This window comes from Enterobacter sp. WI-ESBL-E8 (genome assembly GCF_053364895.1).
This window is the reverse complement of record NZ_JBRWXJ010000002.1, coordinates 32,526-56,073: the sequence shown is the minus strand read 5'-3', so window position 1 is coordinate 56,073 and position 23,548 is coordinate 32,526. Positions and strand designations below refer to the sequence as shown.

Below are 23,548 nucleotides of genomic sequence, written 5' to 3'. Positions count from 1 at the left end.
TCTATCTAAATATTTTTTTGCCTTTTTATTTAAGGCGCACACTTAGTTCTTTCAGTTAAATATTATTTTAATGGGGATACTGCAGAGTTTAAATTTAATAATCAGGTTGTATTGCAATATTAATTTAAGATAACTATGGTCATATTATTGATTGCGAAAGAGATGTTGTTAGTTTATAATCATATTTAACTTTTCCTTATTTAAAGGATGCTTTTATGAATAAAAAAATGTTAACAAATAATATATATAATCATAATCAGATAGCTTGGAATAAAATGGCAAAAGAACAAAGCCCTTGGTCGCAACCAGTGAGCTCTGAAATAATTGCAGAAGCACGTGCAGGAAGATTCAATTTACCTTTGCTGCCAACTAAAATACCTTCAGGATGGCTTCCTGATCAAGTGCAAGGTATGAGTATTTTGTGCCTTGCGGCTTCAGGAGGGCAACAAGCACCTATTTTGGCTGCTGCTGGTGCTGATGTTGTCGTATTTGATGCTTCACCAGAACAATTGGCACTTGATGAACTCGTAGCAAAACGTGAATGTTTGGAATTAAAAACTATTTGTGGGGACATGCGTGATCTTTCCACTTTTTCTGATGAATCATTTGATCTAATCATTCATCCAGTGTCGAATCTTTATGTGCCTGATATAAATATAGTTTGGGATGAGTGCTTCCGTGTATTAAAATATGGCGGACGTTTGCTGAGTAGTTTTTATAATCCTGTAGCATTCGTATTTGATAGGGATCCTTATCTCAAGGAAAAAGGGATAACAAGACCTTGTTATAAGTTACCTTATTCTGATATGAAGGATCTTGAACCCGACTTATTAGAAGATAAAAAAATAAACTCTATACCACTAGTATTTGGGCATACATTAAATGATCAAATTGGTGGGCAATTAGATGCAGGTTTTATTATCAATGGATTTAATGAATCTTTCCACCCTAACCCACGCTTTCTTATAGAAGAGTATGTTCCTGTTTTGATTGCAACCTGTTCGTTAAAAGTAAAGAGTATGAGCTTATGAAACATAGGAAATGTTGTAAACTATAATTTTAACATTTACTTATATACATGCTTTTTGTATGGTATCATGATACTCAATGACAGTTTTTATCTATAAACGGGTGATTAAGATATGTTTTATGTTTTATGTTTTATGTTTTATGTTTTATGTTTTATGTTTTTTATTGTAAAAAAATGCAGTTATACTTCTAAAATATTTCTTTAGATTACTATTCATAATAATAGGTTGTAAATGAATAAACTAAAGTTACGATTGGTTGAGTGACTGTTACTCTATAAATTCAGCACAAAATGTGTGCTGACTTTGCCTATATCCTTGATCAAAAGAAGGCTTAGTTAACATTTTACAGGGTGTCTAATTAATGAAAAAATTAATTTTACAAGGTGAAGGTAATTCAATCTTTGGAAAAGATTCCAATGCTTATCATGAAGGTAGACCTAATTATCCTTCGAGAATATATACTTTATTACGTGAGTATAATAATGGTCGACCATTTAATAATGCTTTCGAAGTCGGTCCTGGTACGGGGCAGGCAACCGAAAATTTACTCAAAATGGGACTGTCTGTGACAGCAGTAGAATCCGATTCAAAATTATCAGATGATCTAACTCGAAGGTTGTGTGAATTGTATCCAGAGCGACTTAAAGTTATTAATTTGAAGTTCGAAGAATCATTGCTTGCATCTGAATATTTCGATCTTGGTATTGCAGCCACATCTTGGCACTGGATAGATCAATTATCAGGAACATTAGAAGCATTCAGAATTATTAAGCCAGGAGGATGTTTTGCAATCTGGTGGACCGTGTTTCAAGACCGGTGGAAAAAGGACGATTTTTATCAAAAAACAGAACATCTTTTTCGATGTCTTAGCTTTACTCCTTCTTATCAAGGCAGAGATATTACACCATTTGGTTTACAGAAAACAGCAAGAACAGAAGCTCTTGTTAGGGCTGGATTTGTTGATGTTATAAACGAAGTCGTAGACTGGCATACTGAAATGAGTGCATCTCAGACAAAGGCTCTCATTTCGACTTTTTCACCTGTGTTAAAGCTGGAAGAGAAAGAACGAGTTTCTTTACTTGATGAGATTGAGCGTATTGTCAATATAGAGTTCGGTGGGAAAGTGACTCGATACTTTTCCTCTGTTATCTATCTTGGCCGTAAGCCCGATAACTTTATATTTTAAAGATTATATTTTTGAACTGCCTCTGGGATCTTGGATACTAAACCCCTGTGAGAAATTTTTTACTGACTAACATCTGGAAACATTATCATGCTAAATTTGTGTATTAGCTATTTTTTTTCATTTTAACAGGAATAATATCCGCCATGCAAAAAGATCAACTATACCAATGACCCTGACCCAAAATCCTGCGCCATTCAGAAACAGAATGCCGGCATTGTCTACACTCCCTGAACGGAGGTGGTGCCGATGAAAAAATCACGATTCACCGAAGAGCAGATTTTTTTGCACTGAAGCAAGCCGAACCGGTGACGTCTGTGCCTGAGGTCTGCCGTAAGCTGGGAGTGATTTTACACTACTGGAAGCTGAATATGGCGTCCTGAGCCTTCCCACCATGATCGGGAAAAACCATGTTGGTACAGATCCAAAGTTTATCTCTTGTGAACGGTCGGTTAGGCTATCACGATATTCAGAAAATTATCCCTTAGGGGATCTTTTATCCGTGAATTCCAGGCTATGCCAGTTTGCCATGTTGTATATTCGCCTTCCAGAGCAATAAGATTTACCCCTGATGAAAGAATATATCGGACACTTTCTGGTAGAAGAGCCACTCCATAACCAGCAGCGACAAGTGCCAGTAGGGTTTGAATATCATCGGCAGCAGCCACTTTTTTAGAGAACAAGTTATGCGACATCAGGAAGCGGGAAGTTTGTGTTGACAATCCTTCCCCGCGGTTTGGCGAAAGCTGGAGAAGAAGGTTTTTTTCAATCAATTTCAGTGCTGTCTCTCCTAAACCGGTAAGACAGTTTGATGCTACAGCAAGGACCAGCTTTTCTTCCGCCAGAACCTTACTTTGCAATTCATCAAAAACAGGTAACCGTACAAAGCCAGCCTGGAGATTTCCTTCAAGCAACTCGCGGCACTGCACCATTGAAGGCATATCATTAAGAAAAACCTGTATATCAGCAAACAAACTTCGAAAAATTGCAACTTTTTCAGGGGCTAAGCGAAAAGATGAAATGCCAAATCCCAGCATTATTTTGCAGGTATTACCTTTTTGTATATCCCCCGCCTTTCTTAGAAATTTTTCATAGTAGTTCACAGCCTCGTACGCCTCATGAAGCAACTGCTCCCCAGCTATAGTCAATTTTGCACCATGGCGGCCGCGTTGGAAAAGTGTTACTCCAGAGAGGTTTTCAAGCATTTGAATCTGCTTTGTCAGTGCAGGCTGTGTTACACTGGACTGACCCCACGACAGTAGATAAATTCTGTCCTCACGACGATGTCAGTCCATTCTTGTATGCCATTCGTCTGACAGAAGACAGAAAAAATGCATTACGTCTTACAGCAAAGATGATTTCCGCATTTTAAGTTCTTGAAATCCACTTGCAGTTAATTTTAAATGCAGTTGAGAAACTTGAAGAGGAAACAGGTTTCTCATTTTTACTCACTCCTGAAGGAGCCATTAAGTCTATAAAAAACGCTCTGTTGCGGAGCTAATTGCAGAGAAGAAATCTAAATTAATTCCATAAGGAGCAAAATGAAACAGGAAAAGAAAGATGTATTCAATTGGTTTTCAAAGGGGGGAGGGGAATATGCTCGCTACAGGCCAGAATACCCGGCTGAGATTGCTAAGTTTCTTAGCGGGTTATCAGACAGCAAAAAAGTGCTCTGGATGTAGGTTGTGGTACCGGTCAGCTTACCCGACTACTTTCCATCTACTTTGAAAGAGTTATCGGCGTTGATCCAAGCGAAGATCAGCTTAGTGAGGTACATCTGATTTTCCAGATATTACTGTCATCCTTCGATGCCGCACACCAGTCAATAAAGCCATGAACGTCAAGGTATATGTGTAACTCCTTGAAAATAATGCTAATAAATTAAAGTTTAACCATTGGTTGAAGCGGTTAGGTTATCCAGGTGGTACAGTCTGGATGAGGGAGGCATGTGAAGAGAAATCCTTCTTACTTGCAATCAGCATCAGTTTAGGCTCTTAACTGCAAATCAGTAACGTCATATCTGCAAACCTACCGCCAGTATTCTGCCGCGCAGGCTGAAGCCACCTAATGTTAAGTAACGATTTAAACTGTGCGGTTGTTATCAGTTTTTCCTCTGCCTGATATCCAGCTTCCATTGCCAACGTCAGTTGTAAATTTATCTTAAGACTCTTAAACATGCTCCTCATATACAGGGTTATGACCTGATATCACTGGTGTGTCGCATTGTTGTCGTGATTGTGTCGTATACGACGCCGGGCTAATATGCGAATATTTACACAGGCATTGAAGAGGACGATAACAATGACGACTGTCGGTGAAAAGGTGAAAACGTATCGCCTGCAAAAAGCTTGGTCGCAGGAACAACTGGCTGAAGTCACCTCTCTTTCTGTAAGGACCGTGCAGCGTACCGAAAAAGGTCAGAAGCCGAGTCTGGAAACACTCAGCGCACTTGCCTCTGCCTTTGGTGTTAATGTTTCTGAACTCTCGGAAGAGACTTACGTAGCCAGCAATGCTCTTGATGAACGTATCAGTGAAGCCAAAATTCAGGTAGCACAAGAAACCTCGTTTTACAGGATTCTTGTTACTGCAGTTCTGGTATGCACAGTATTAGTGATAATTAACTATCTTTTTACTCCGAAAAGTTACTGGTCCGTTATGGTGGTTGTTATATGGGGGAGCCTTGTTACATTCAGGGCAATAAGAGTGTTTATCATTCGTGGAAAAATTGCCTTATGGCAACAACGCAGGTTGCAGAAAATTCTTCGGTCAGGAAATAAAAAACTGGATAATAAAGCCACTGAAAGGTGATAATGTTTCGATTCAATTTGTATTAAAAAAGATTCACTTTCGTAAATGAGGAAAATTATGGATATAGCACTCTTTTTAAGAGAAACACCCGTCTGGGTATGGATCCTGTTGGCATTTTTATTGCGCCGCGGTTTTGCTGCTCTTTATGATCGGGAGATGACAACCGGTCGGCTGTTTTTTCTCCCGGTGATTTTTCTTGTCTGGGGAGCATATGGTGCTATCACCGAGACAGAACTGGCTGGCGTAAGTCTTATAATGATGGCTGCAGGACTGCTCGCAGGAACCGCTCTTGGATACAGATTGTGGCGCTCACAGCCACCGCTGAGAGATTCTGATAATCCGGGCATGATTATCAGAGCCGGGACACCGCTGACCCTGGGACTGATTGTGATTACTTTTTGCATGAAGTTTATCCTTACCTCAGCTATTTATCTGCAGCCTGGATTAGAGTCATCCGCAAGTTTTTGTATGTTGTTTGGCGGTGTGACGGGGCTTGTTGATGGTGTATTCTGGGGGGGGGCCCTGAGACTCTTCATACCTTGGTACAACAAAAGATGATTAACCGTAACTGCCTGTAATCGAAATCGCACCTACCCGCGATCAATTAGCCTGGTGAAACAGAAATTTTCTTCTGCGGTAAGCGATGGACATCCGGTTAGAGTTGACCCAAAGTAGGCAACCAAATGAGACTGTTTTTCTATCTCACTTGTTTCTTATTGTCTCGTCCCGGCGCCAGGTTTGTATCATCAAAAGTCCAACTAGACAGTATCAATCATTAAGGTACTATACGGCTACCACCGCGTTTCAACCTGAGTTCAGGCTCTAACCCCGCAGACGCAAATCCTTCGCGATATAAGCTGTGAAACCATCTGAGCAGAAAAAACCAGGTGCAGCGGCCGTACTGGAAGGTGCGAGTTAGAGCTGTTACTGGATTCCTGTGCTCCGGAGATACGACCCGCGTGGCTTGTCTCGCCCTCAGCGTTAAGGAGCTGCAGGATATCGTGTTTGCCCTGATTCAGCAGGGCGTAACACTCAGCAGCAGGCAAACTTTCCTCTACTGGCACATCTTGCAGCTAATAAATTAGAATATGTTTTAACCACAATTACAAGCGAGCATACTGAATACTGATATCAGAATAGTACAGCATATAAATATCTATTCAATGCATACCATCGAAGTTACCTGAAAATTTATTTCCGTTAAACAATGTATTACTTTGATGTTTTTTGAAACATCCTGAAGCATTATTCCAGATCTTGAAATAACGTTGCTAAATTATATGGTATTTATAATACTGTGTTTTACTCATTCTGAATGATGCAGATACTGAAAATAAATAGAGCCTAAACAAAATTAAAATAATGAATGTCAACCCGCAATGTGTATCCTTAATAAACACATATAAAATATCATTCTTTTAATGATGCGTGTATTTTTAGATTTAATGTTCTGCTTTGAATTATATGGTTTTTTCTAAAGAGTGTTAAGTTTTATAATTGAGGCTAACTATCAATGTCGATTATCTTTTAATCCCTCCCCTATCAAAACTCCTTGCTTACTTTTTCTTGTAAAGCCGAAGGGAGGCATGTATGTTTACCTTATGAAAAACTCACAGCGATTTAACTAATTTTGTCTTGAATAAACACTCCGATACAAGGAAGTACAAAAAATGACAACAAAACAAAATTCATGTTTTTTTTCCCGACGGAAGATGTTTTCTCCTGCGCTGCGATCACTTGTCTGGATAAATATTGTCATACAGGTAGCTTTCCCGCTTGTTGTGGCTTTTACACCATTAATGGCTGGGGCTGAGCAACATTTTCTGCAAGCATCGCCCTTAACTCTGCGTATGCAGGAACAAACCCCGGGAGTCGGGGAAACCTCTTACTCAGCGACCAAAAAAAATAATCTAACAATGGAAAAGTTCCACATCTTCGCGCGTAGCCAGAATAGCCCGCAGCCTGGGGATAATGTGGACATACCGCTGATGAAGGCAGAGGATACTAAAACCACGACAGATGCCCTCCCCGAAAGGTCCACCTCTGCAGAAGAAGGCGATGAGCAGGCGCAGAAAGTTGCCGGGTATGCCTCACAGGCTGGGAGCTTCCTGGCTGGCAGCGCGAAAAGTGATGCGACAGTTTCCATGGCCCGGGGTATAACCACCGGCGAGGCGGGCGGAGCCCTTCAGCAGTGGCTGAGTCACTTCGGTACTGCCCGCGTGCAGCTGGACGCGGACAAAAACTTCTCCCTGAAGAACTCGCAGTTCGACCTGCTGATGCCCCTGTATGACCAGGACAATGAGATGGTTTTCTCCCAGGGTAGCCTGCACCGCACCGACAGCAGGTCCCAGGCTAATCTCGGCGCCGGGTGGCGCCACTTCACCCCCACATACATGCTGGGGGGGAACATGTTCGGGGACTACGACCTGTCCCGGGATCACGCGCGTATGGGAGTTGGGGTGGAATACTGGCGGGACTTCCTGAGGTTGAGTATCAACAGTTACATGCGTCTGACGGGATGGAAAGACTCTCCGGACCTGGCGGATTATCAGGAGCAGCCAGCGAACGGCTGGGATGTCCGGGCGCAAGCCTGGGTACCGTCGCTGCCGCAGCTGGGCGGCAAGCTTACGTATGAGCAGTACTATGGCAAAGAAGTCGCCCTGTTCGGGGTGGACAGCCGCCAGAGGAACCCGCATGCCATCACGGCCGGGATTAACTATACCCCGGTGCCGCTGATTACCCTGGGGGCGGAGCAGCGTCAGGGCCAGTCAGGCAAAAGCGACGCCAGGCTAACGATAGGGATGAACTACCAGCCGGGAGTGCCGTGGCGTACCCAGCTGGACCCGACAGCGGTGGCTGCCATTCGTAGTCTCACCGGCAGCCGGTATGACCTGGTGGAGCGCAACAACAACATCGTACTGGAGTACCGTAAGAAAGAAGTTATCCGGTTGCACACAGCAGAACTGGTGATGGGGCACCCCGGTGAACAGAAATCCCTGGGGGTGTCGGTGACCAGCACTTACGGGTTGTCCCGCATCGACTGGGATGCACAGGCTCTGAGTGCAGCCGGTGGTAAAATCACACAGAACGGCGCAGATTACGCGGTGGTGCTCCCGGCGTACCAGTCATCGGCGCAGGGTGTAAACACGTACACCGTCAGCGGTGTGGCGGTTGACACGAAGGGCAACCGCTCTGACAGGAGTGACACTCAGGTGACGGTGCAGGCGCCTGAGGTGAACAAACAGACCTCGACCTTCACGCCTGTAAGCAGCGTGCTCCCGGCGGACGGGAAGAGCACGCAGGTGCTGACCCTGACGCTGCGGGATGAAAATAACCAGCCGGTGGACATTGATGTGAAGGACATCAGTCTGAAAACCAGCGTACCGCAAAGCGCCGCGGTATCGGCGCTGACTCGAAAATCTGCCGGGGTCTACACCGTTACAGTGACGGCGGGCATGGATGTGGAGATGGTAACCCTGACGCCGTCGTTGAGTGGTATCACATTATCTCCGGCTGAGGTGACCATCAACAGTACCGCGCCGGATGCAGGGCAATCGGTATTCACGGCGACTCCGGAGACCATTGTCGCTGACAATACGGCCACCTCCGCGCTGACTCTGGTTGCGAAGGACGCGCAGGGCAATCCTCTGACGAACCTGAAGGGCAGTCTGACGTTTGTGGTGAAGGACAGCAGCGGTCAGACACCAGCCAGCGGGGTTATTACAGAAAGCGCTATAATGGAGAGTGGTATAAAAGGGATGTATACAGCAAATATGAAGGGAGTCGTAGCGGATAAATACACGGTGGTACCAGAATACAATGGTACCGCAATGGGTAGTTTGAGTACCACAGTAACTTTAACTTCGAATCCCTCGTATATGGACTCCGGTATTGTGACGGACAGAGACAGCTATGTTACCGGTGAAGACATGATGGTGACGGTAACGCTGAAGGATGCGCTGGGTAATGCTGTGACCGGTGCGTCAGCCCTGCTGACCGGTAACGCGGTGACGGTGCCGGACGCGACGCTGAAGAGCGGTGGCTGGAAGGACAACGGAGACGGTACCTACACGGCGACATACGCAGCCACCACTGCAGGCACGGGTCTGAAGGCGGTGCTGAAGCTGGCGGACTGGAGTGGTACGACAGAGTCAGCCGTGTACGCCATCACGGCGGGCCAGCCGGCACAGTCGCAATCCGGTATTGTGACGGACAGAGACAGCTATGTTACCGGTGAAGACATGATGGTGACGGTAACGCTGAAGGATGCGCTGGGTAATGCTGTGACCGGTGCGTCAGCCCTGCTGACCGGTAACGCGGTGACGGTGCCGGACGCGACGCTGAAGAGCGGTGGCTGGAAGGACAACGGAGACGGTACCTACACGGCGACATACGCAGCCACCACTGCAGGCACGGGTCTGAAGGCGGTGCTGAAGCTGGCGGACTGGAGTGGTACGACAGAGTCAGCCGTGTACGCCATCACGGCGGGCCAGCCGGCACAGTCGCAATCCGGTATTGTGACGGACAGAGACAGCTATGTTACCGGTGAAGACATGATGGTGACGGTAACGCTGAAGGATGCGCTGGGTAATGCTGTGACCGGTGCGTCAGCCCTGCTGACCGGTAACGCGGTGACGGTGCCGGACGCGACGCTGAAGAGCGGTGGCTGGAAGGACAACGGAGACGGTACCTACACGGCGACATACGCAGCCACCACTGCAGGCACGGGTCTGAAGGCGGTGCTGAAGCTGGCGGACTGGAGTGGTACGACAGAGTCAGCCGTGTACGCCATCACGGCGGGCCAGCCGGCACAGTCGCAATCCGGTATTGTGACGGACAGAGACAGCTATGTTACCGGTGAAGACATGATGGTGACGGTAACGCTGAAGGATGCGCTGGGTAATGCTGTGACCGGTGCGTCAGCCCTGCTGACCGGTAACGCGGTGACGGTGCCGGACGCGACGCTGAAGAGCGGTGGCTGGAAGGACAACGGAGACGGTACCTACACGGCGACATACGCAGCCACCACTGCAGGCACGGGTCTGAAGGCGGTGCTGAAGCTGGCGGACTGGAGTGGTACGACAGAGTCAGCCGTGTACGCCATCACGGCGGGCCAGCCGGCACAGTCGCAATCCGGTATTGTGACGGACAGAGACAGCTATGTTACCGGTGAAGACATGATGGTGACGGTAACGCTGAAGGATGCGCTGGGTAATGCTGTGACCGGTGCGTCAGCCCTGCTGACCGGTAACGCGGTGACGGTGCCGGACGCGACGCTGAAGAGCGGTGGCTGGAAGGACAACGGAGACGGTACCTACACGGCGACATACGCAGCCACCACTGCAGGCACGGGTCTGAAGGCGGTGCTGAAGCTGGCGGACTGGAGTGGTACGACAGAGTCAGCCGTGTACGCCATCACGGCGGGCCAGCCGGCACAGTCGCAATCCGGTATTGTGACGGACAGAGACAGCTATGTTACCGGTGAAGACATGATGGTGACGGTAACGCTGAAGGATGCGCTGGGTAATGCTGTGACCGGTGCGTCAGCCCTGCTGACCGGTAACGCGGTGACGGTGCCGGACGCGACGCTGAAGAGCGGTGGCTGGAAGGACAACGGAGACGGTACCTACACGGCGACATACGCAGCCACCACTGCAGGCACGGGTCTGAAGGCGGTGCTGAAGCTGGCGGACTGGAGTGGTACGACAGAGTCAGCCGTGTACGCCATCACGGCGGGCCAGCCGGCACAGTCGCAATCCGGTATTGTGACGGACAGAGACAGCTATGTTACCGGTGAAGACATGATGGTGACGGTAACGCTGAAGGATGCGCTGGGTAATGCTGTGACCGGTGCGTCAGCCCTGCTGACCGGTAACGCGGTGACGGTGCCGGACGCGACGCTGAAGAGCGGTGGCTGGAAGGACAACGGAGACGGTACCTACACGGCGACATACGCAGCCACCACTGCAGGCACGGGTCTGAAGGCGGTGCTGAAGCTGGCGGACTGGAGTGGTACGACAGAGTCAGCCGTGTACGCCATCACGGCGGGCCAGCCGGCACAGTCGCAATCCGGTATTGTGACGGACAGAGACAGCTATGTTACCGGTGAAGACATGATGGTGACGGTAACGCTGAAGGATGCGCTGGGTAATGCTGTGACCGGTGCGTCAGCCCTGCTGACCGGTAACGCGGTGACGGTGCCGGACGCGACGCTGAAGAGCGGTGGCTGGAAGGACAACGGAGACGGTACCTACACGGCGACATACGCAGCCACCACTGCAGGCACGGGTCTGAAGGCGGTGCTGAAGCTGGCGGACTGGAGTGGTACGACAGAGTCAGCCGTGTACGCCATCACGGCGGGCCAGCCGGCACAGTCGCAATCCGGTATTGTGACGGACAGAGACAGCTATGTTACCGGTGAAGACATGATGGTGACGGTAACGCTGAAGGATGCGCTGGGTAATGCTGTGACCGGTGCGTCAGCCCTGCTGACCGGTAACGCGGTGACGGTGCCGGACGCGACGCTGAAGAGCGGTGGCTGGAAGGACAACGGAGACGGTACCTACACGGCGACATACGCAGCCACCACTGCAGGCACGGGTCTGAAGGCGGTGCTGAAGCTGGCGGACTGGAGTGGTACGACAGAGTCAGCCGTGTACGCCATCACGGCGGGCCAGCCGGCACAGTCGCAATCCGGTATTGTGACGGACAGAGACAGCTATGTTACCGGTGAAGACATGATGGTGACGGTAACGCTGAAGGATGCGCTGGGTAATGCTGTGACCGGTGCGTCAGCCCTGCTGACCGGTAACGCGGTGACGGTGCCGGACGCGACGCTGAAGAGCGGTGGCTGGAAGGACAACGGAGACGGTACCTACACGGCGACATACGCAGCCACCACTGCAGGCACGGGTCTGAAGGCGGTGCTGAAGCTGGCGGACTGGAGTGGTACGACAGAGTCAGCCGTGTACGCCATCACGGCGGGCCAGCCGGCACAGTCGCAATCCGGTATTGTGACGGACAGAGACAGCTATGTTACCGGTGAAGACATGATGGTGACGGTAACGCTGAAGGATGCGCTGGGTAATGCTGTGACCGGTGCGTCAGCCCTGCTGACCGGTAACGCGGTGACGGTGCCGGACGCGACGCTGAAGAGCGGTGGCTGGAAGGACAACGGAGACGGTACCTACACGGCGACATACGCAGCCACCACTGCAGGCACGGGTCTGAAGGCGGTGCTGAAGCTGGCGGACTGGAGTGGTACGACAGAGTCAGCCGTGTACGCCATCACGGCGGGCCAGCCGGCACAGTCGCAATCCGGTATTGTGACGGACAGAGACAGCTATGTTACCGGTGAAGACATGATGGTGACGGTAACGCTGAAGGATGCGCTGGGTAATGCTGTGACCGGTGCGTCAGCCCTGCTGACCGGTAACGCGGTGACGGTGCCGGACGCGACGCTGAAGAGCGGTGGCTGGAAGGACAACGGAGACGGTACCTACACGGCGACATACGCAGCCACCACTGCAGGCACGGGTCTGAAGGCGGTGCTGAAGCTGGCGGACTGGAGTGGTACGACAGAGTCAGCCGTGTACGCCATCACGGCGGGCCAGCCGGCACAGTCGCAATCCGGTATTGTGACGGACAGAGACAGCTATGTTACCGGTGAAGACATGATGGTGACGGTAACGCTGAAGGATGCGCTGGGTAATGCTGTGACCGGTGCGTCAGCCCTGCTGACCGGTAACGCGGTGACGGTGCCGGACGCGACGCTGAAGAGCGGTGGCTGGAAGGACAACGGAGACGGTACCTACACGGCGACATACGCAGCCACCACTGCAGGCACGGGTCTGAAGGCGGTGCTGAAGCTGGCGGACTGGAGTGGTACGACAGAGTCAGCCGTGTACGCCATCACGGCGGGCCAGCCGGCACAGTCGCAATCCGGTATTGTGACGGACAGAGACAGCTATGTTACCGGTGAAGACATGATGGTGACGGTAACGCTGAAGGATGCGCTGGGTAATGCTGTGACCGGTGCGTCAGCCCTGCTGACCGGTAACGCGGTGACGGTGCCGGACGCGACGCTGAAGAGCGGTGGCTGGAAGGACAACGGAGACGGTACCTACACGGCGACATACGCAGCCACCACTGCAGGCACGGGTCTGAAGGCGGTGCTGAAGCTGGCGGACTGGAGTGGTACGACAGAGTCAGCCGTGTACGCCATCACGGCGGGCCAGCCGGCACAGTCGCAATCCGGTATTGTGACGGACAGAGACAGCTATGTTACCGGTGAAGACATGATGGTGACGGTAACGCTGAAGGATGCGCTGGGTAATGCTGTGACCGGTGCGTCAGCCCTGCTGACCGGTAACGCGGTGACGGTGCCGGACGCGACGCTGAAGAGCGGTGGCTGGAAGGACAACGGAGACGGTACCTACACGGCGACATACGCAGCCACCACTGCAGGCACGGGTCTGAAGGCGGTGCTGAAGCTGGCGGACTGGAGTGGTACGACAGAGTCAGCCGTGTACGCCATCACGGCGGGCCAGCCGGCACAGTCGCAATCCGGTATTGTGACGGACAGAGACAGCTATGTTACCGGTGAAGACATGATGGTGACGGTAACGCTGAAGGATGCGCTGGGTAATGCTGTGACCGGTGCGTCAGCCCTGCTGACCGGTAACGCGGTGACGGTGCCGGACGCGACGCTGAAGAGCGGTGGCTGGAAGGACAACGGAGACGGTACCTACACGGCGACATACGCAGCCACCACTGCAGGCACGGGTCTGAAGGCGGTGCTGAAGCTGGCGGACTGGAGTGGTACGACAGAGTCAGCCGTGTACGCCATCACGGCGGGCCAGCCGGCACAGTCGCAATCCGGTATTGTGACGGACAGAGACAGCTATGTTACCGGTGAAGACATGATGGTGACGGTAACGCTGAAGGATGCGCTGGGTAATGCTGTGACCGGTGCGTCAGCCCTGCTGACCGGTAACGCGGTGACGGTGCCGGACGCGACGCTGAAGAGCGGTGGCTGGAAGGACAACGGAGACGGTACCTACACGGCGACATACGCAGCCACCACTGCAGGCACGGGTCTGAAGGCGGTGCTGAAGCTGGCGGACTGGAGTGGTACGACAGAGTCAGCCGTGTACGCCATCACGGCGGGCCAGCCGGCACAGTCGCAATCCGGTATTGTGACGGACAGAGACAGCTATGTTACCGGTGAAGACATGATGGTGACGGTAACGCTGAAGGATGCGCTGGGTAATGCTGTGACCGGTGCGTCAGCCCTGCTGACCGGTAACGCGGTGACGGTGCCGGACGCGACGCTGAAGAGCGGTGGCTGGAAGGACAACGGAGACGGTACCTACACGGCGACATACGCAGCCACCACTGCAGGCACGGGTCTGAAGGCGGTGCTGAAGCTGGCGGACTGGAGTGGTACGACAGAGTCAGCCGTGTACGCCATCACGGCGGGCCAGCCGGCACAGTCGCAATCCGGTATTGTGACGGACAGAGACAGCTATGTTACCGGTGAAGACATGATGGTGACGGTAACGCTGAAGGATGCGCTGGGTAATGCTGTGACCGGTGCGTCAGCCCTGCTGACCGGTAACGCGGTGACGGTGCCGGACGCGACGCTGAAGAGCGGTGGCTGGAAGGACAACGGAGACGGTACCTACACGGCGACATACGCAGCCACCACTGCAGGCACGGGTCTGAAGGCGGTGCTGAAGCTGGCGGACTGGAGTGGTACGACAGAGTCAGCCGTGTACGCCATCACGGCGGGCCAGCCGGCACAGTCGCAATCCGGTATTGTGACGGACAGAGACAGCTATGTTACCGGTGAAGACATGATGGTGACGGTAACGCTGAAGGATGCGCTGGGTAATGCTGTGACCGGTGCGTCAGCCCTGCTGACCGGTAACGCGGTGACGGTGCCGGACGCGACGCTGAAGAGCGGTGGCTGGAAGGACAACGGAGACGGTACCTACACGGCGACATACGCAGCCACCACTGCAGGCACGGGTCTGAAGGCGGTGCTGAAGCTGGCGGACTGGAGTGGTACGACAGAGTCAGCCGTGTACGCCATCACGGCGGGCCAGCCGGCACAGTCGCAATCCGGTATTGTGACGGACAGAGACAGCTATGTTACCGGTGAAGACATGATGGTGACGGTAACGCTGAAGGATGCGCTGGGTAATGCTGTGACCGGTGCGTCAGCCCTGCTGACCGGTAACGCGGTGACGGTGCCGGACGCGACGCTGAAGAGCGGTGGCTGGAAGGACAACGGAGACGGTACCTACACGGCGACATACGCAGCCACCACTGCAGGCACGGGTCTGAAGGCGGTGCTGAAGCTGGCGGACTGGAGTGGTACGACAGAGTCAGCCGTGTACGCCATCACGGCGGGCCAGCCGGCACAGTCGCAATCCGGTATTGTGACGGACAGAGACAGCTATGTTACCGGTGAAGACATGATGGTGACGGTAACGCTGAAGGATGCGCTGGGTAATGCTGTGACCGGTGCGTCAGCCCTGCTGACCGGTAACGCGGTGACGGTGCCGGACGCGACGCTGAAGAGCGGTGGCTGGAAGGACAACGGAGACGGTACCTACACGGCGACATACGCAGCCACCACTGCAGGCACGGGTCTGAAGGCGGTGCTGAAGCTGGCGGACTGGAGTGGTACGACAGAGTCAGCCGTGTACGCCATCACGGCGGGCCAGCCGGCACAGTCGCAATCCGGTATTGTGACGGACAGAGACAGCTATGTTACCGGTGAAGACATGATGGTGACGGTAACGCTGAAGGATGCGCTGGGTAATGCTGTGACCGGTGCGTCAGCCCTGCTGACCGGTAACGCGGTGACGGTGCCGGACGCGACGCTGAAGAGCGGTGGCTGGAAGGACAACGGAGACGGTACCTACACGGCGACATACGCAGCCACCACTGCAGGCACGGGTCTGAAGGCGGTGCTGAAGCTGGCGGACTGGAGTGGTACGACAGAGTCAGCCGTGTACGCCATCACGGCGGGCCAGCCGGCACAGTCGCAATCCGGTATTGTGACGGACAGAGACAGCTATGTTACCGGTGAAGACATGATGGTGACGGTAACGCTGAAGGATGCGCTGGGTAATGCTGTGACCGGTGCGTCAGCCCTGCTGACCGGTAACGCGGTGACGGTGCCGGACGCGACGCTGAAGAGCGGTGGCTGGAAGGACAACGGAGACGGTACCTACACGGCGACATACGCAGCCACCACTGCAGGCACGGGTCTGAAGGCGGTGCTGAAGCTGGCGGACTGGAGTGGTACGACAGAGTCAGCCGTGTACGCCATCACGGCGGGCCAGCCGGCACAGTCGCAATCCGGTATTGTGACGGACAGAGACAGCTATGTTACCGGTGAAGACATGATGGTGACGGTAACGCTGAAGGATGCGCTGGGTAATGCTGTGACCGGTGCGTCAGCCCTGCTGACCGGTAACGCGGTGACGGTGCCGGACGCGACGCTGAAGAGCGGTGGCTGGAAGGACAACGGAGACGGTACCTACACGGCGACATACGCAGCCACCACTGCAGGCACGGGTCTGAAGGCGGTGCTGAAGCTGGCGGACTGGAGTGGTACGACAGAGTCAGCCGTGTACGCCATCACGGCGGGCCAGCCGGCACAGTCGCAATCCGGTATTGTGACGGACAGAGACAGCTATGTTACCGGTGAAGACATGATGGTGACGGTAACGCTGAAGGATGCGCTGGGTAATGCTGTGACCGGTGCGTCAGCCCTGCTGACCGGTAACGCGGTGACGGTGCCGGACGCGACGCTGAAGAGCGGTGGCTGGAAGGACAACGGAGACGGTACCTACACGGCGACATACGCAGCCACCACTGCAGGCACGGGTCTGAAGGCGGTGCTGAAGCTGGCGGACTGGAGTGGTACGACAGAGTCAGCCGTGTACGCCATCACGGAACGCGTGTTTATAAAAGATCTTCTCGCTGGTGACTATCGGTTTTCTCCTGATTCTGGATTTCCTTCAACAGGTTATAAAGGGGCGGAATTCAGAATTGAGCTTAATGCGACCAATGTCTCTGACTATGATTGGACATCCAACCAATCATGGGTTTCTGTCAGTAATGGCATAGTAACTTTTTCGGATACAGGGAATAATGACGCTGTTACTATAACAGGTAAACTAAAAAACGGCGATGTAACAGTAAGTTATACATTTAGGCTGAGTGCTTGGTTTGATTTTAGCGCTGGATCAAGTGTAGTTTATCCAGAGGCTGTTAATCACTGTAATAGCCTACCGGGGTATACATTGCCGACTATAAATCAATTAGTTTCAGCAAAGGGTAATATTCGTGCTGTTGGAACCTGGTGGGGCGAATGGGGGAGTGACAGATATTATCCCAAATCAGATATTAAGCCTGAAGCATATTGGTCAAGTACGGTGGGTGGCGGTACATGGCCATATTTTTACTATTGGGTTATTTATGCTGATACTGGGGTATATCATGCTGCGTATACGGGGGATTCACTCTATGTAGTCTGTCGGAAGGATTTAGCAGGATGAATATTGTAAGTTTTGTTTTGATTTAAATTTTAGTATATAAAATATGCTAGCCATAGAATGGTAGGGTGATGATGAGATAATTAACATGCCATGATGTTCTTGGGGGGGGCTTGCTCCCCATGTAAGTGATATAAGCATAAAAGCGTAAACATACATGGTGGATAGCCTTCCATGTTTCTTGGTTGAGTTGAAAAGGTGGTATATGAAACTATTTCTAACATCAATGTACTTTGGGAATAACGCTGATGCGTTAGCGCTATTGCATAGTGGTTCAAGGAAAGTTGCAATATGTCTTAACGCTAATGATTTTTTAGGTGATGCGGGGAGATTAAAGTATTTTAATAAGACATCAAAGGATTTTGAATGTTTAGGTTTTGAGGTGGAGGAAATAGATTTAAGACACTATTTTGGCAAACCCAATCAATTAAAGATGTATCTTGATACGGTCGGCATATTTTGGGCGGCTGGAGGTAACACTTTCAATCTTCGCCGTGCTTTTAAATACTCAGGCATGGATGTGTTATTACCTGAGATTCTTAAAGGAGATCACTTTATTTATGGTGGCTTTAGCGCTGGAGCGTGCATAATGTCACCTTCACTTACTGGTCTTAATCTTGTTGATAACCCTGAGGAAATACCTGCTGGATATGACAAAGACATCGTTTGGAGTGGATTAAACTTAGTTGATTACCAAATCGTACCACATTATAATTCAGTTAATAAGAGTCTCGCAAAGTTGATGCAAGACATCATCATAATGTATGATAAAGAAAATATTGTCTATAAGACTTTGACTGATGAGCAGATTTTAATTGTCCATGGTTTAGTTTGATTTTTTACCACTCAGGCATTCTTGAGTTTGTGTGTGAATGAAATGATGTGTATTTTAAGCATCTTTGAAACCTTTATTCATACATTGGTAAAGTGTTTCTAAAATTATCCAGGGTTAAATAATTAAATATAAACTTGTATAGGGAGTGTTCTATAAAACTAATATTCTCCACAGGTGTATGATAAATGTACATTACTGTTCGATATATTGCCTTGGAGTTGTTCCGGTCATAGTGCGAAAAAAATAAATGAATGCGCTATCACTTGCGAATCCTAATGCCTGTGCTGTGTCAGTGATGCGTTGCCCGTCAGAGAGCATTTCTACTGCTTTCATCAGGCGCCACTGCTGACGCCACTGCAGGAAAGACATGCCAGTATCACGACGGAAAATTCGACTTATGGTTTTCTCACTGGCTCCAGTTTTTAATGCAAGTTGCTGCAATGTGGGTGGTAACTCCGTGTGAGGAAGATCTGCCAGTCGCCTATCTTTAGGTAGTGCAAGCATCATTGGCTCATGGGGTGACGCACAAATTTCCGCCTCACATAGTCTTACAAGATAGTAATTTGGCATAGTATTCCAGCAAGTATCCCATGGTTGTTCGGAAATCCGTTCGAGTAGTTCTCGCAACAAGGGTGATACATTGAGTATTGCAGGAAGGAGAGGGAGAGAGGGAAAGTGACGTTTCTGAAACCAAACAGAACGGTAAGCGACACTGTTTTTCATTTCAGCACGATGGCTTACGCCCGAAGGGATCCATGCCGCGCGCGTTGGGGGGAGTAGGCACAGCAGGGAATCGTTGTTCATAGAGAGCTTTACGCAACCTTCACGGGTAAATAGGATTTGCCCCATAGTATGCAAATGCAAACCGGAGTCATGATTGCTGAACTGAGCCTGAATACCTACAACAACACTATTAAAGGTGTCCGGATTAAATGCTTCATCGTTGTTAAGCCAAGCCAAAATGTCTAGTTTCCGATTTTTTTCACTATATTTATAGTACTCAAAAAATATTTTTTTTACAATAGTGTCTCTTGTACATCGGGCAGTATTTTCAACGGTATGCTATTATAGTTTTTACATCATTACTGAATGTTTCCTCAAGTTGAGGAAACCATGTACATCCTGTTGCTGACCTATGGTTTTATTAACTTTCCCATTAGTTCTTCTTATGGGGACACATCAACGAATTCTTAATCGCCACTGGTAATCTAGACACTTTTTATTCATTGATAATATTGGTTTTCATATTCCTTCGGAGGTGACTGATCACTCGAACCATACCGACGCTTACTCTTATAAAAAATTTGATGTAATCAAAAATATCGCTGCCGGCTTCTTCTCTCGAACCGTATATATTTTTTATCCGTTCGCGCTTCAGTAGTCGGAAATAACTTTCTGCAACTGCATTGTCGTGACAGTTAGCACGACGGCTCTTACTGTCCTCCAACCCGTGTGATTTCAGGAACGACTGAAACTCATAGCTTGTGTACTGATCTCCTTAGACGCCTTTCTAAGAGTCAAGACATTTTTGGGTACTATTGATCTGTCGATTTTTATTTCTCAGCAGCTTATAGAATTTGCGTGAGATATAACGCTTGATAAGCGTGGGGACATTGATGAATGTATTAAATCACATAAGTAATGTGACTCTCATGGTGGCTCTGAATAGCGCTCTGCCTTAAAAAACTTCTGCTTTTTGGCACTGAGCGGACAAACACGCTTGCTTGTCGGGTGCTGGCGGCGCCAGTATCGCCAAAGGAGCCGACACCAGCTGAGCTTTTGAAAGCTAAATATGAGCGGATGAAAGCCGATGGCAGTGCATAGGGATGAAATGATCCGCTTTGAGCGAAATATAGTCATTCGCACCCTGAGAATTACACTTTTAAGTGATTCAGGGTATGCGCTTACTGGTTACGAATATTGAGCGAGAATCACGTGATGATCGCTGCTTTTCTTTCGAGCCAGTGGGTGTTCCACGTTCGCTAACGAATACTCAGGGCATGCAGATAAACTGCTGGCTATATTTCTTTCGAAGAGCGTGGAATGCATACCAATCCCCGATAAAAAGGAGTTGGTGATGACTGCGACTAATCAATTTGCTGCGCATGTTGGTCTGGACTGGGCAGATAAAAAGCACGATGTCTGTGTTCAGTTTAAAAACGGTGAATGTACATTCCAAGTGATTGCCCATACGCTCCTCCTTGTATCTCGAAAGTGGATTACTATGAACTGGCTTAGATTTGGCAAGGTGTGTGTAGTCCGATTCCTCCCGGGGTTATTGAAGCCCATAGCATAGCGATTGACGCACAGGCTGAGCCGTTCATCTGAAGTCCAAGCTGCACCGACAGTGGAAAGCGTTCAACCGGGATCTGAAGCAGGAGAGGCTGAAACATCTGGAGTTCGATAAAGAAACGCGGAAACTAACCTGGCATAAATCCGTGGTCAGTCGTCATAACGCGCAGGAGAAGCGCTTTTATGGGCAGGTGCCTTTCTGCGATATAACCGACGTTTTCCGCTTTGTTAACGAACGGTGCCGGTTTCTGCCTGCTATGAAGCCGCTGCAGCCCCGTTATGCAAAAATTACGCTGATGCAGACAGCCTGATAGCGGTCATCGTTGCTCAGGCGATGAATCATGGTCATCACGTGATGGCACGAACCAGCGATATTCCGTTCCATGTTCTGGAAACAATGTACGAACAGTACCTTCGCCTGGCGTCGCTTCTCACAGCCAAAGAATGCATTACAGATACCGTTAAGGAACTGCCGATTTTCCCGCTCTATTCGTTTGACCCGGAAACCCTTTATGGTGCCGTTGACGGGCAAAAATTTGGCGTTGAACGACAGACAGTAAAGCCAGGTATTCGCGTAAATATTTCGGCTGCGGTAAAGGTATGGTAACGGAAAAATCTGGGGTTCCGGCTAAGAACACCTATATCAGTGATACCAGGGAACTTAATACGGAAGCTGCAAAGGCGTACACGCTAAAAGCACCTCTGTGTTCATGTGCGAGATTGGGGTGAGTACGTCGAGGTTAGGACTGCTGACGGACTGTATCTCAGCATTACCGGCAGCAGACGCAGACACAGGAAGAGATGCTCGGGCGCTATATGAGTCATATCCCGGCAAAGAATTTTAAGAAGGTCCGCTACTATGGCTTCTTGTCCAACCGGAAACGGTGCGAACTGCTGCCAAAAGTGTATGAGGCTCTGCAGATGGAGGCGCGGAAATAAACGGAGCAGCCGGGCTTCGCCGCGCTGATTAAAGGGTTCCTGCACACGGATCCGAATAAATGCCTTCTGTACGGCAATCGGCTACGCTTCAGCGGTGCATAGGCTGGCTGACACGCCACGGAGTTAGTGGCAGATGCACAGCATTGACCGGAAACGATGGCTTCTGTCACATGTCACAGGCTGCGGGATAAGTGAGTCTGAAAAACGTCTTTCAGGCTAGAAATGCACCGAAAACCACATTTTATCGGCACAAATTGCATTAGCACCCAACGATACCATTCATGGTAAGGATATTTTTAATAACGATGATTCATTTTCCTAACCATCAAGAGGCTGGTGTTTTATATTTCCCATCAAGTTGAGCCTGCATTTTCAGCCAGAAATTTTCTTGGCAACGATTATAAAACTGCTTTTTCTGCGGTGAAATGGCGTATCCGCCATCATGTACCACATCATAACTGACCCAACACTCATGACAAACGTCATTCGATTGGAAGGTTTCGGATTCCATTCTATATAAAATCTGAACGTCATTATTAAACACGTAAAGGATTTCGCACTCTTCTATCGTGTTTTCCCCTTCAGAGAATCGCTTGAGGGTTTCCGTTTTATTGACCGTTTTTACCGATGACGGCAGTGCATGGATAGCACAAAGGTATGTGTAAAGTCGATGCATGGCAATCTGCCTCCAAACTTGTCACTGTCGGAAATACTTTCCCAAGAATAAAGCAAATACCTGTGTCTTCAGCCAAGATGATGACAGTTATCGGGGGGCATTCAGGTTCCGTTAAATCCCGTTACCTGTTCCTGAATGTTTGAACGGACATGTCCTGTCTCTGTTTGTTTTCGGAAGCCCGCATTTCTTCCGAAAAACCATTTTTTTGCTACCCGCCTGACTCACCACAAGCAATAAGTCTGGAAACCCGAGGGGCACAGCATGCTGCGCCCCTACGTATTATCTTCTGCCGCTTCTTTCAGTAACCATTCGCTAAATATTTCCATCGCCGGGGTCATTGCTTTCGATTTTAAATGGGTTAACCAGTAACTGCCCATATTGATTTCGGTAGCAAATGGGCGCACCAGCTGCGCGGTGGTTAGCTCCCGGACAAACATTTTCGCTGGGGCTAATGCCACACCGCCGGAATGGATAGCGCTCTCGATCATCAGACGGGATGAGTCAAAGATGGCGCCATTCACTCTCACAGCCTGCAAGCCAGCGGCAGCAAACCAGTTTTCCCACTCTTCAGCACGGTAAGAACGCAGTAAATCCTCTTGCAGCAGATCGGCTGGGGTAACGAGCCGCTTAGCCGTAGCTGGCGTGCACAATACGGTCAGCGGAGCATTAAACAGCATCTCGTTATGGGTTGATGGCCACAAGCCCGTGCCAAAACGGATGGCGAAATCAAGCCCTTCGGCGGCCAGATTAACAACGTTGTTGTTGGTGCGCAGCCGCAATTCGACAAAAGGATGCTCTTGCCTGAACCGATCGAGACGTGGTAACAGCCAGCCCACGGCAAAAGTGCCGACGGCAGCCACGGTAAGCACCTCCTGGAACTGCCCCCCTTCAAACTGCCGGAAGGCTTTTTCAATATGGCCAAAGGCGTCGTTTAACACGGCAAACAGCGCCCGAGATTCCTCTGTCATTTCTAAACCACGGGGTAATCGTTTAAACAGCACCATGCCCAGGCGCTCTTCAAGCAGCCGAACCTGTTGGCTAACGGCAGCCTGGGTAACATAGAGCTCCAGCGCTGCCCGAGTGAAACTCAAATGTCTGGCAGAGGCTTCAAAAGCACGTAGAGCATTCAGGGGAGGGTTAGAACGCATAGGTATTATCCAAAAGATTTTCTTTATGTTAGAGAAAATTCTTGTCGCTTGTCAATAACGG

Annotated in this window: 12 protein-coding genes and 4 pseudogenes; 11 read left to right on the top strand and 5 right to left on the bottom strand. The window is 50.2% G+C overall.

All coding sequences use genetic code 11. The features are described 5' to 3' along the window. Positions 1-215: 215 nt before the first annotated feature. Positions 216-1,031, top strand: a complete 816-nt coding sequence (locus tag ACWHWP_RS24035) for a class I SAM-dependent methyltransferase (RefSeq protein ID WP_207622578.1) — start codon at positions 216-218, stop codon at positions 1,029-1,031. A gap of 361 nt (positions 1,032-1,392) precedes the next feature. Continuing rightward, on the top strand, positions 1,393-2,217 hold the full coding sequence (locus ACWHWP_RS24030; protein WP_086533287.1) for a class I SAM-dependent methyltransferase: 825 nt from the start codon (positions 1,393-1,395) through the stop codon (positions 2,215-2,217). 449 nt (positions 2,218-2,666) lie between these two features. Here ACWHWP_RS24030 and ACWHWP_RS24025 read toward each other — a convergent pair whose 3' ends face one another. Continuing rightward, complete coding sequence (locus tag ACWHWP_RS24025; protein ID WP_278248748.1) at positions 2,667-3,473, bottom strand: LysR family transcriptional regulator; 807 nt, start codon at positions 3,471-3,473, stop codon at positions 2,667-2,669. 282 nt (positions 3,474-3,755) lie between these two features. Here ACWHWP_RS24025 and ACWHWP_RS24020 point away from each other — a divergent pair, with 282 nt between their 5' ends. The 7 genes and pseudogenes from ACWHWP_RS24020 (at position 3,756) to ACWHWP_RS23990 (ending at position 18,432) form a co-directional block, all read left to right on the top strand. Next, positions 3,756-3,896, top strand: a complete 141-nt coding sequence (locus ACWHWP_RS24020) for a hypothetical protein (protein WP_242669365.1) — start codon at positions 3,756-3,758, stop codon at positions 3,894-3,896. Beyond that, entirely contained in the window at positions 3,866-4,051 is a 186-nt protein-coding gene (locus tag ACWHWP_RS24015) for a class I SAM-dependent methyltransferase (protein ID WP_341350376.1), read from the top strand. Before ACWHWP_RS24020 ends, ACWHWP_RS24015 begins: the two co-directional genes overlap by 31 nt. Positions 4,052-4,515: 464 nt before the next feature. Continuing rightward, a complete protein-coding gene (locus tag ACWHWP_RS24010) occupies positions 4,516-5,022 on the top strand; it encodes a helix-turn-helix domain-containing protein (protein ID WP_086533284.1) in 507 nt (168 codons plus the stop codon). 57 nt (positions 5,023-5,079) lie between these two features. Then, positions 5,080-5,580, top strand: coding sequence for a DUF6622 family protein (locus ACWHWP_RS24005; RefSeq protein WP_086533283.1), 501 nt, complete (start codon positions 5,080-5,082; stop codon positions 5,578-5,580). A 282-nt stretch (positions 5,581-5,862) separates the two neighbouring features. Then, positions 5,863-6,068 (top strand): annotated as a pseudogene (locus tag ACWHWP_RS24000) (recombinase family protein); the annotation flags it as partial. Between the two features lie 870 nt (positions 6,069-6,938). Beyond that, complete coding sequence (locus ACWHWP_RS23995) at positions 6,939-17,600, top strand: invasin domain 3-containing protein (RefSeq protein ID WP_447856775.1); 10,662 nt, start codon at positions 6,939-6,941, stop codon at positions 17,598-17,600. Positions 17,601-17,802: 202 nt separating this feature from the next. Next, on the top strand, positions 17,803-18,432 hold the full coding sequence (locus ACWHWP_RS23990) for a Type 1 glutamine amidotransferase-like domain-containing protein (protein ID WP_165764075.1): 630 nt from the start codon (positions 17,803-17,805) through the stop codon (positions 18,430-18,432). A 192-nt stretch (positions 18,433-18,624) separates the two neighbouring features. Here the strand turns inward: ACWHWP_RS23990 and ACWHWP_RS23985 are convergent, their stop codons facing one another. After that, positions 18,625-19,392, bottom strand: a complete 768-nt coding sequence (locus tag ACWHWP_RS23985) for an AraC family transcriptional regulator (RefSeq protein WP_086533279.1) — start codon at positions 19,390-19,392, stop codon at positions 18,625-18,627. Positions 19,393-19,655: 263 nt separating this feature from the next. Then, a pseudogene (locus tag ACWHWP_RS23980) lies at positions 19,656-19,930 on the bottom strand (IS3 family transposase); the annotation flags it as partial. Between the two features lie 826 nt (positions 19,931-20,756). On the opposite strand from ACWHWP_RS23980, the pseudogene ACWHWP_RS23975 reads away from it, so the two are divergent. After that, positions 20,757-21,330: pseudogene (locus ACWHWP_RS23975) on the top strand (Tn3 family transposase); the annotation flags it as partial. A gap of 165 nt (positions 21,331-21,495) precedes the next feature. Beyond that, positions 21,496-21,762: pseudogene (locus ACWHWP_RS23970) on the top strand (transposase); the annotation flags it as partial. Between the two features lie 226 nt (positions 21,763-21,988). Here ACWHWP_RS23970 and ACWHWP_RS23965 read toward each other — a convergent pair. Next, positions 21,989-22,339: a hypothetical protein gene (locus tag ACWHWP_RS23965; protein WP_058671248.1), complete on the bottom strand. Its 351-nt coding sequence runs from the start codon at positions 22,337-22,339 to the stop codon at positions 21,989-21,991. Positions 22,340-22,611: 272 nt separating this feature from the next. Beyond that, the gene (locus ACWHWP_RS23960; RefSeq protein WP_086533277.1) at positions 22,612-23,487 is read right to left on the bottom strand and encodes a LysR family transcriptional regulator; all 876 of its coding nucleotides are present in this window, start codon (positions 23,485-23,487) and stop codon (positions 22,612-22,614) included. Positions 23,488-23,548: the final 61 nt, after the last annotated feature.

Excerpts from the sequence above, each read along its gene's own strand:
- ACWHWP_RS24035 (WP_207622578.1), top strand. The coding sequence starts at position 216 with ATGAATAAAAAAATGTTAACAAATAATATATATAATCATAATCAGATA.
- ACWHWP_RS24030 (WP_086533287.1), top strand. The coding sequence starts at position 1,393 with ATGAAAAAATTAATTTTACAAGGTGAAGGTAATTCAATCTTTGGAAAA.
- ACWHWP_RS24020 (WP_242669365.1), top strand. The coding sequence starts at position 3,756 with ATGAAACAGGAAAAGAAAGATGTATTCAATTGGTTTTCAAAGGGGGGA.
- ACWHWP_RS24010 (WP_086533284.1), top strand. The coding sequence starts at position 4,516 with ATGACGACTGTCGGTGAAAAGGTGAAAACGTATCGCCTGCAAAAAGCT.
- ACWHWP_RS24005 (WP_086533283.1), top strand. The coding sequence starts at position 5,080 with ATGGATATAGCACTCTTTTTAAGAGAAACACCCGTCTGGGTATGGATC.
- ACWHWP_RS23995 (WP_447856775.1), top strand. The coding sequence starts at position 6,939 with ATGGAAAAGTTCCACATCTTCGCGCGTAGCCAGAATAGCCCGCAGCCT.
- ACWHWP_RS23990 (WP_165764075.1), top strand. The coding sequence starts at position 17,803 with ATGAAACTATTTCTAACATCAATGTACTTTGGGAATAACGCTGATGCG.
- ACWHWP_RS23965 (WP_058671248.1), bottom strand. The coding sequence starts at position 22,339 with ATGCATCGACTTTACACATACCTTTGTGCTATCCATGCACTGCCGTCA.
- ACWHWP_RS23960 (WP_086533277.1), bottom strand. The coding sequence starts at position 23,487 with ATGCGTTCTAACCCTCCCCTGAATGCTCTACGTGCTTTTGAAGCCTCT.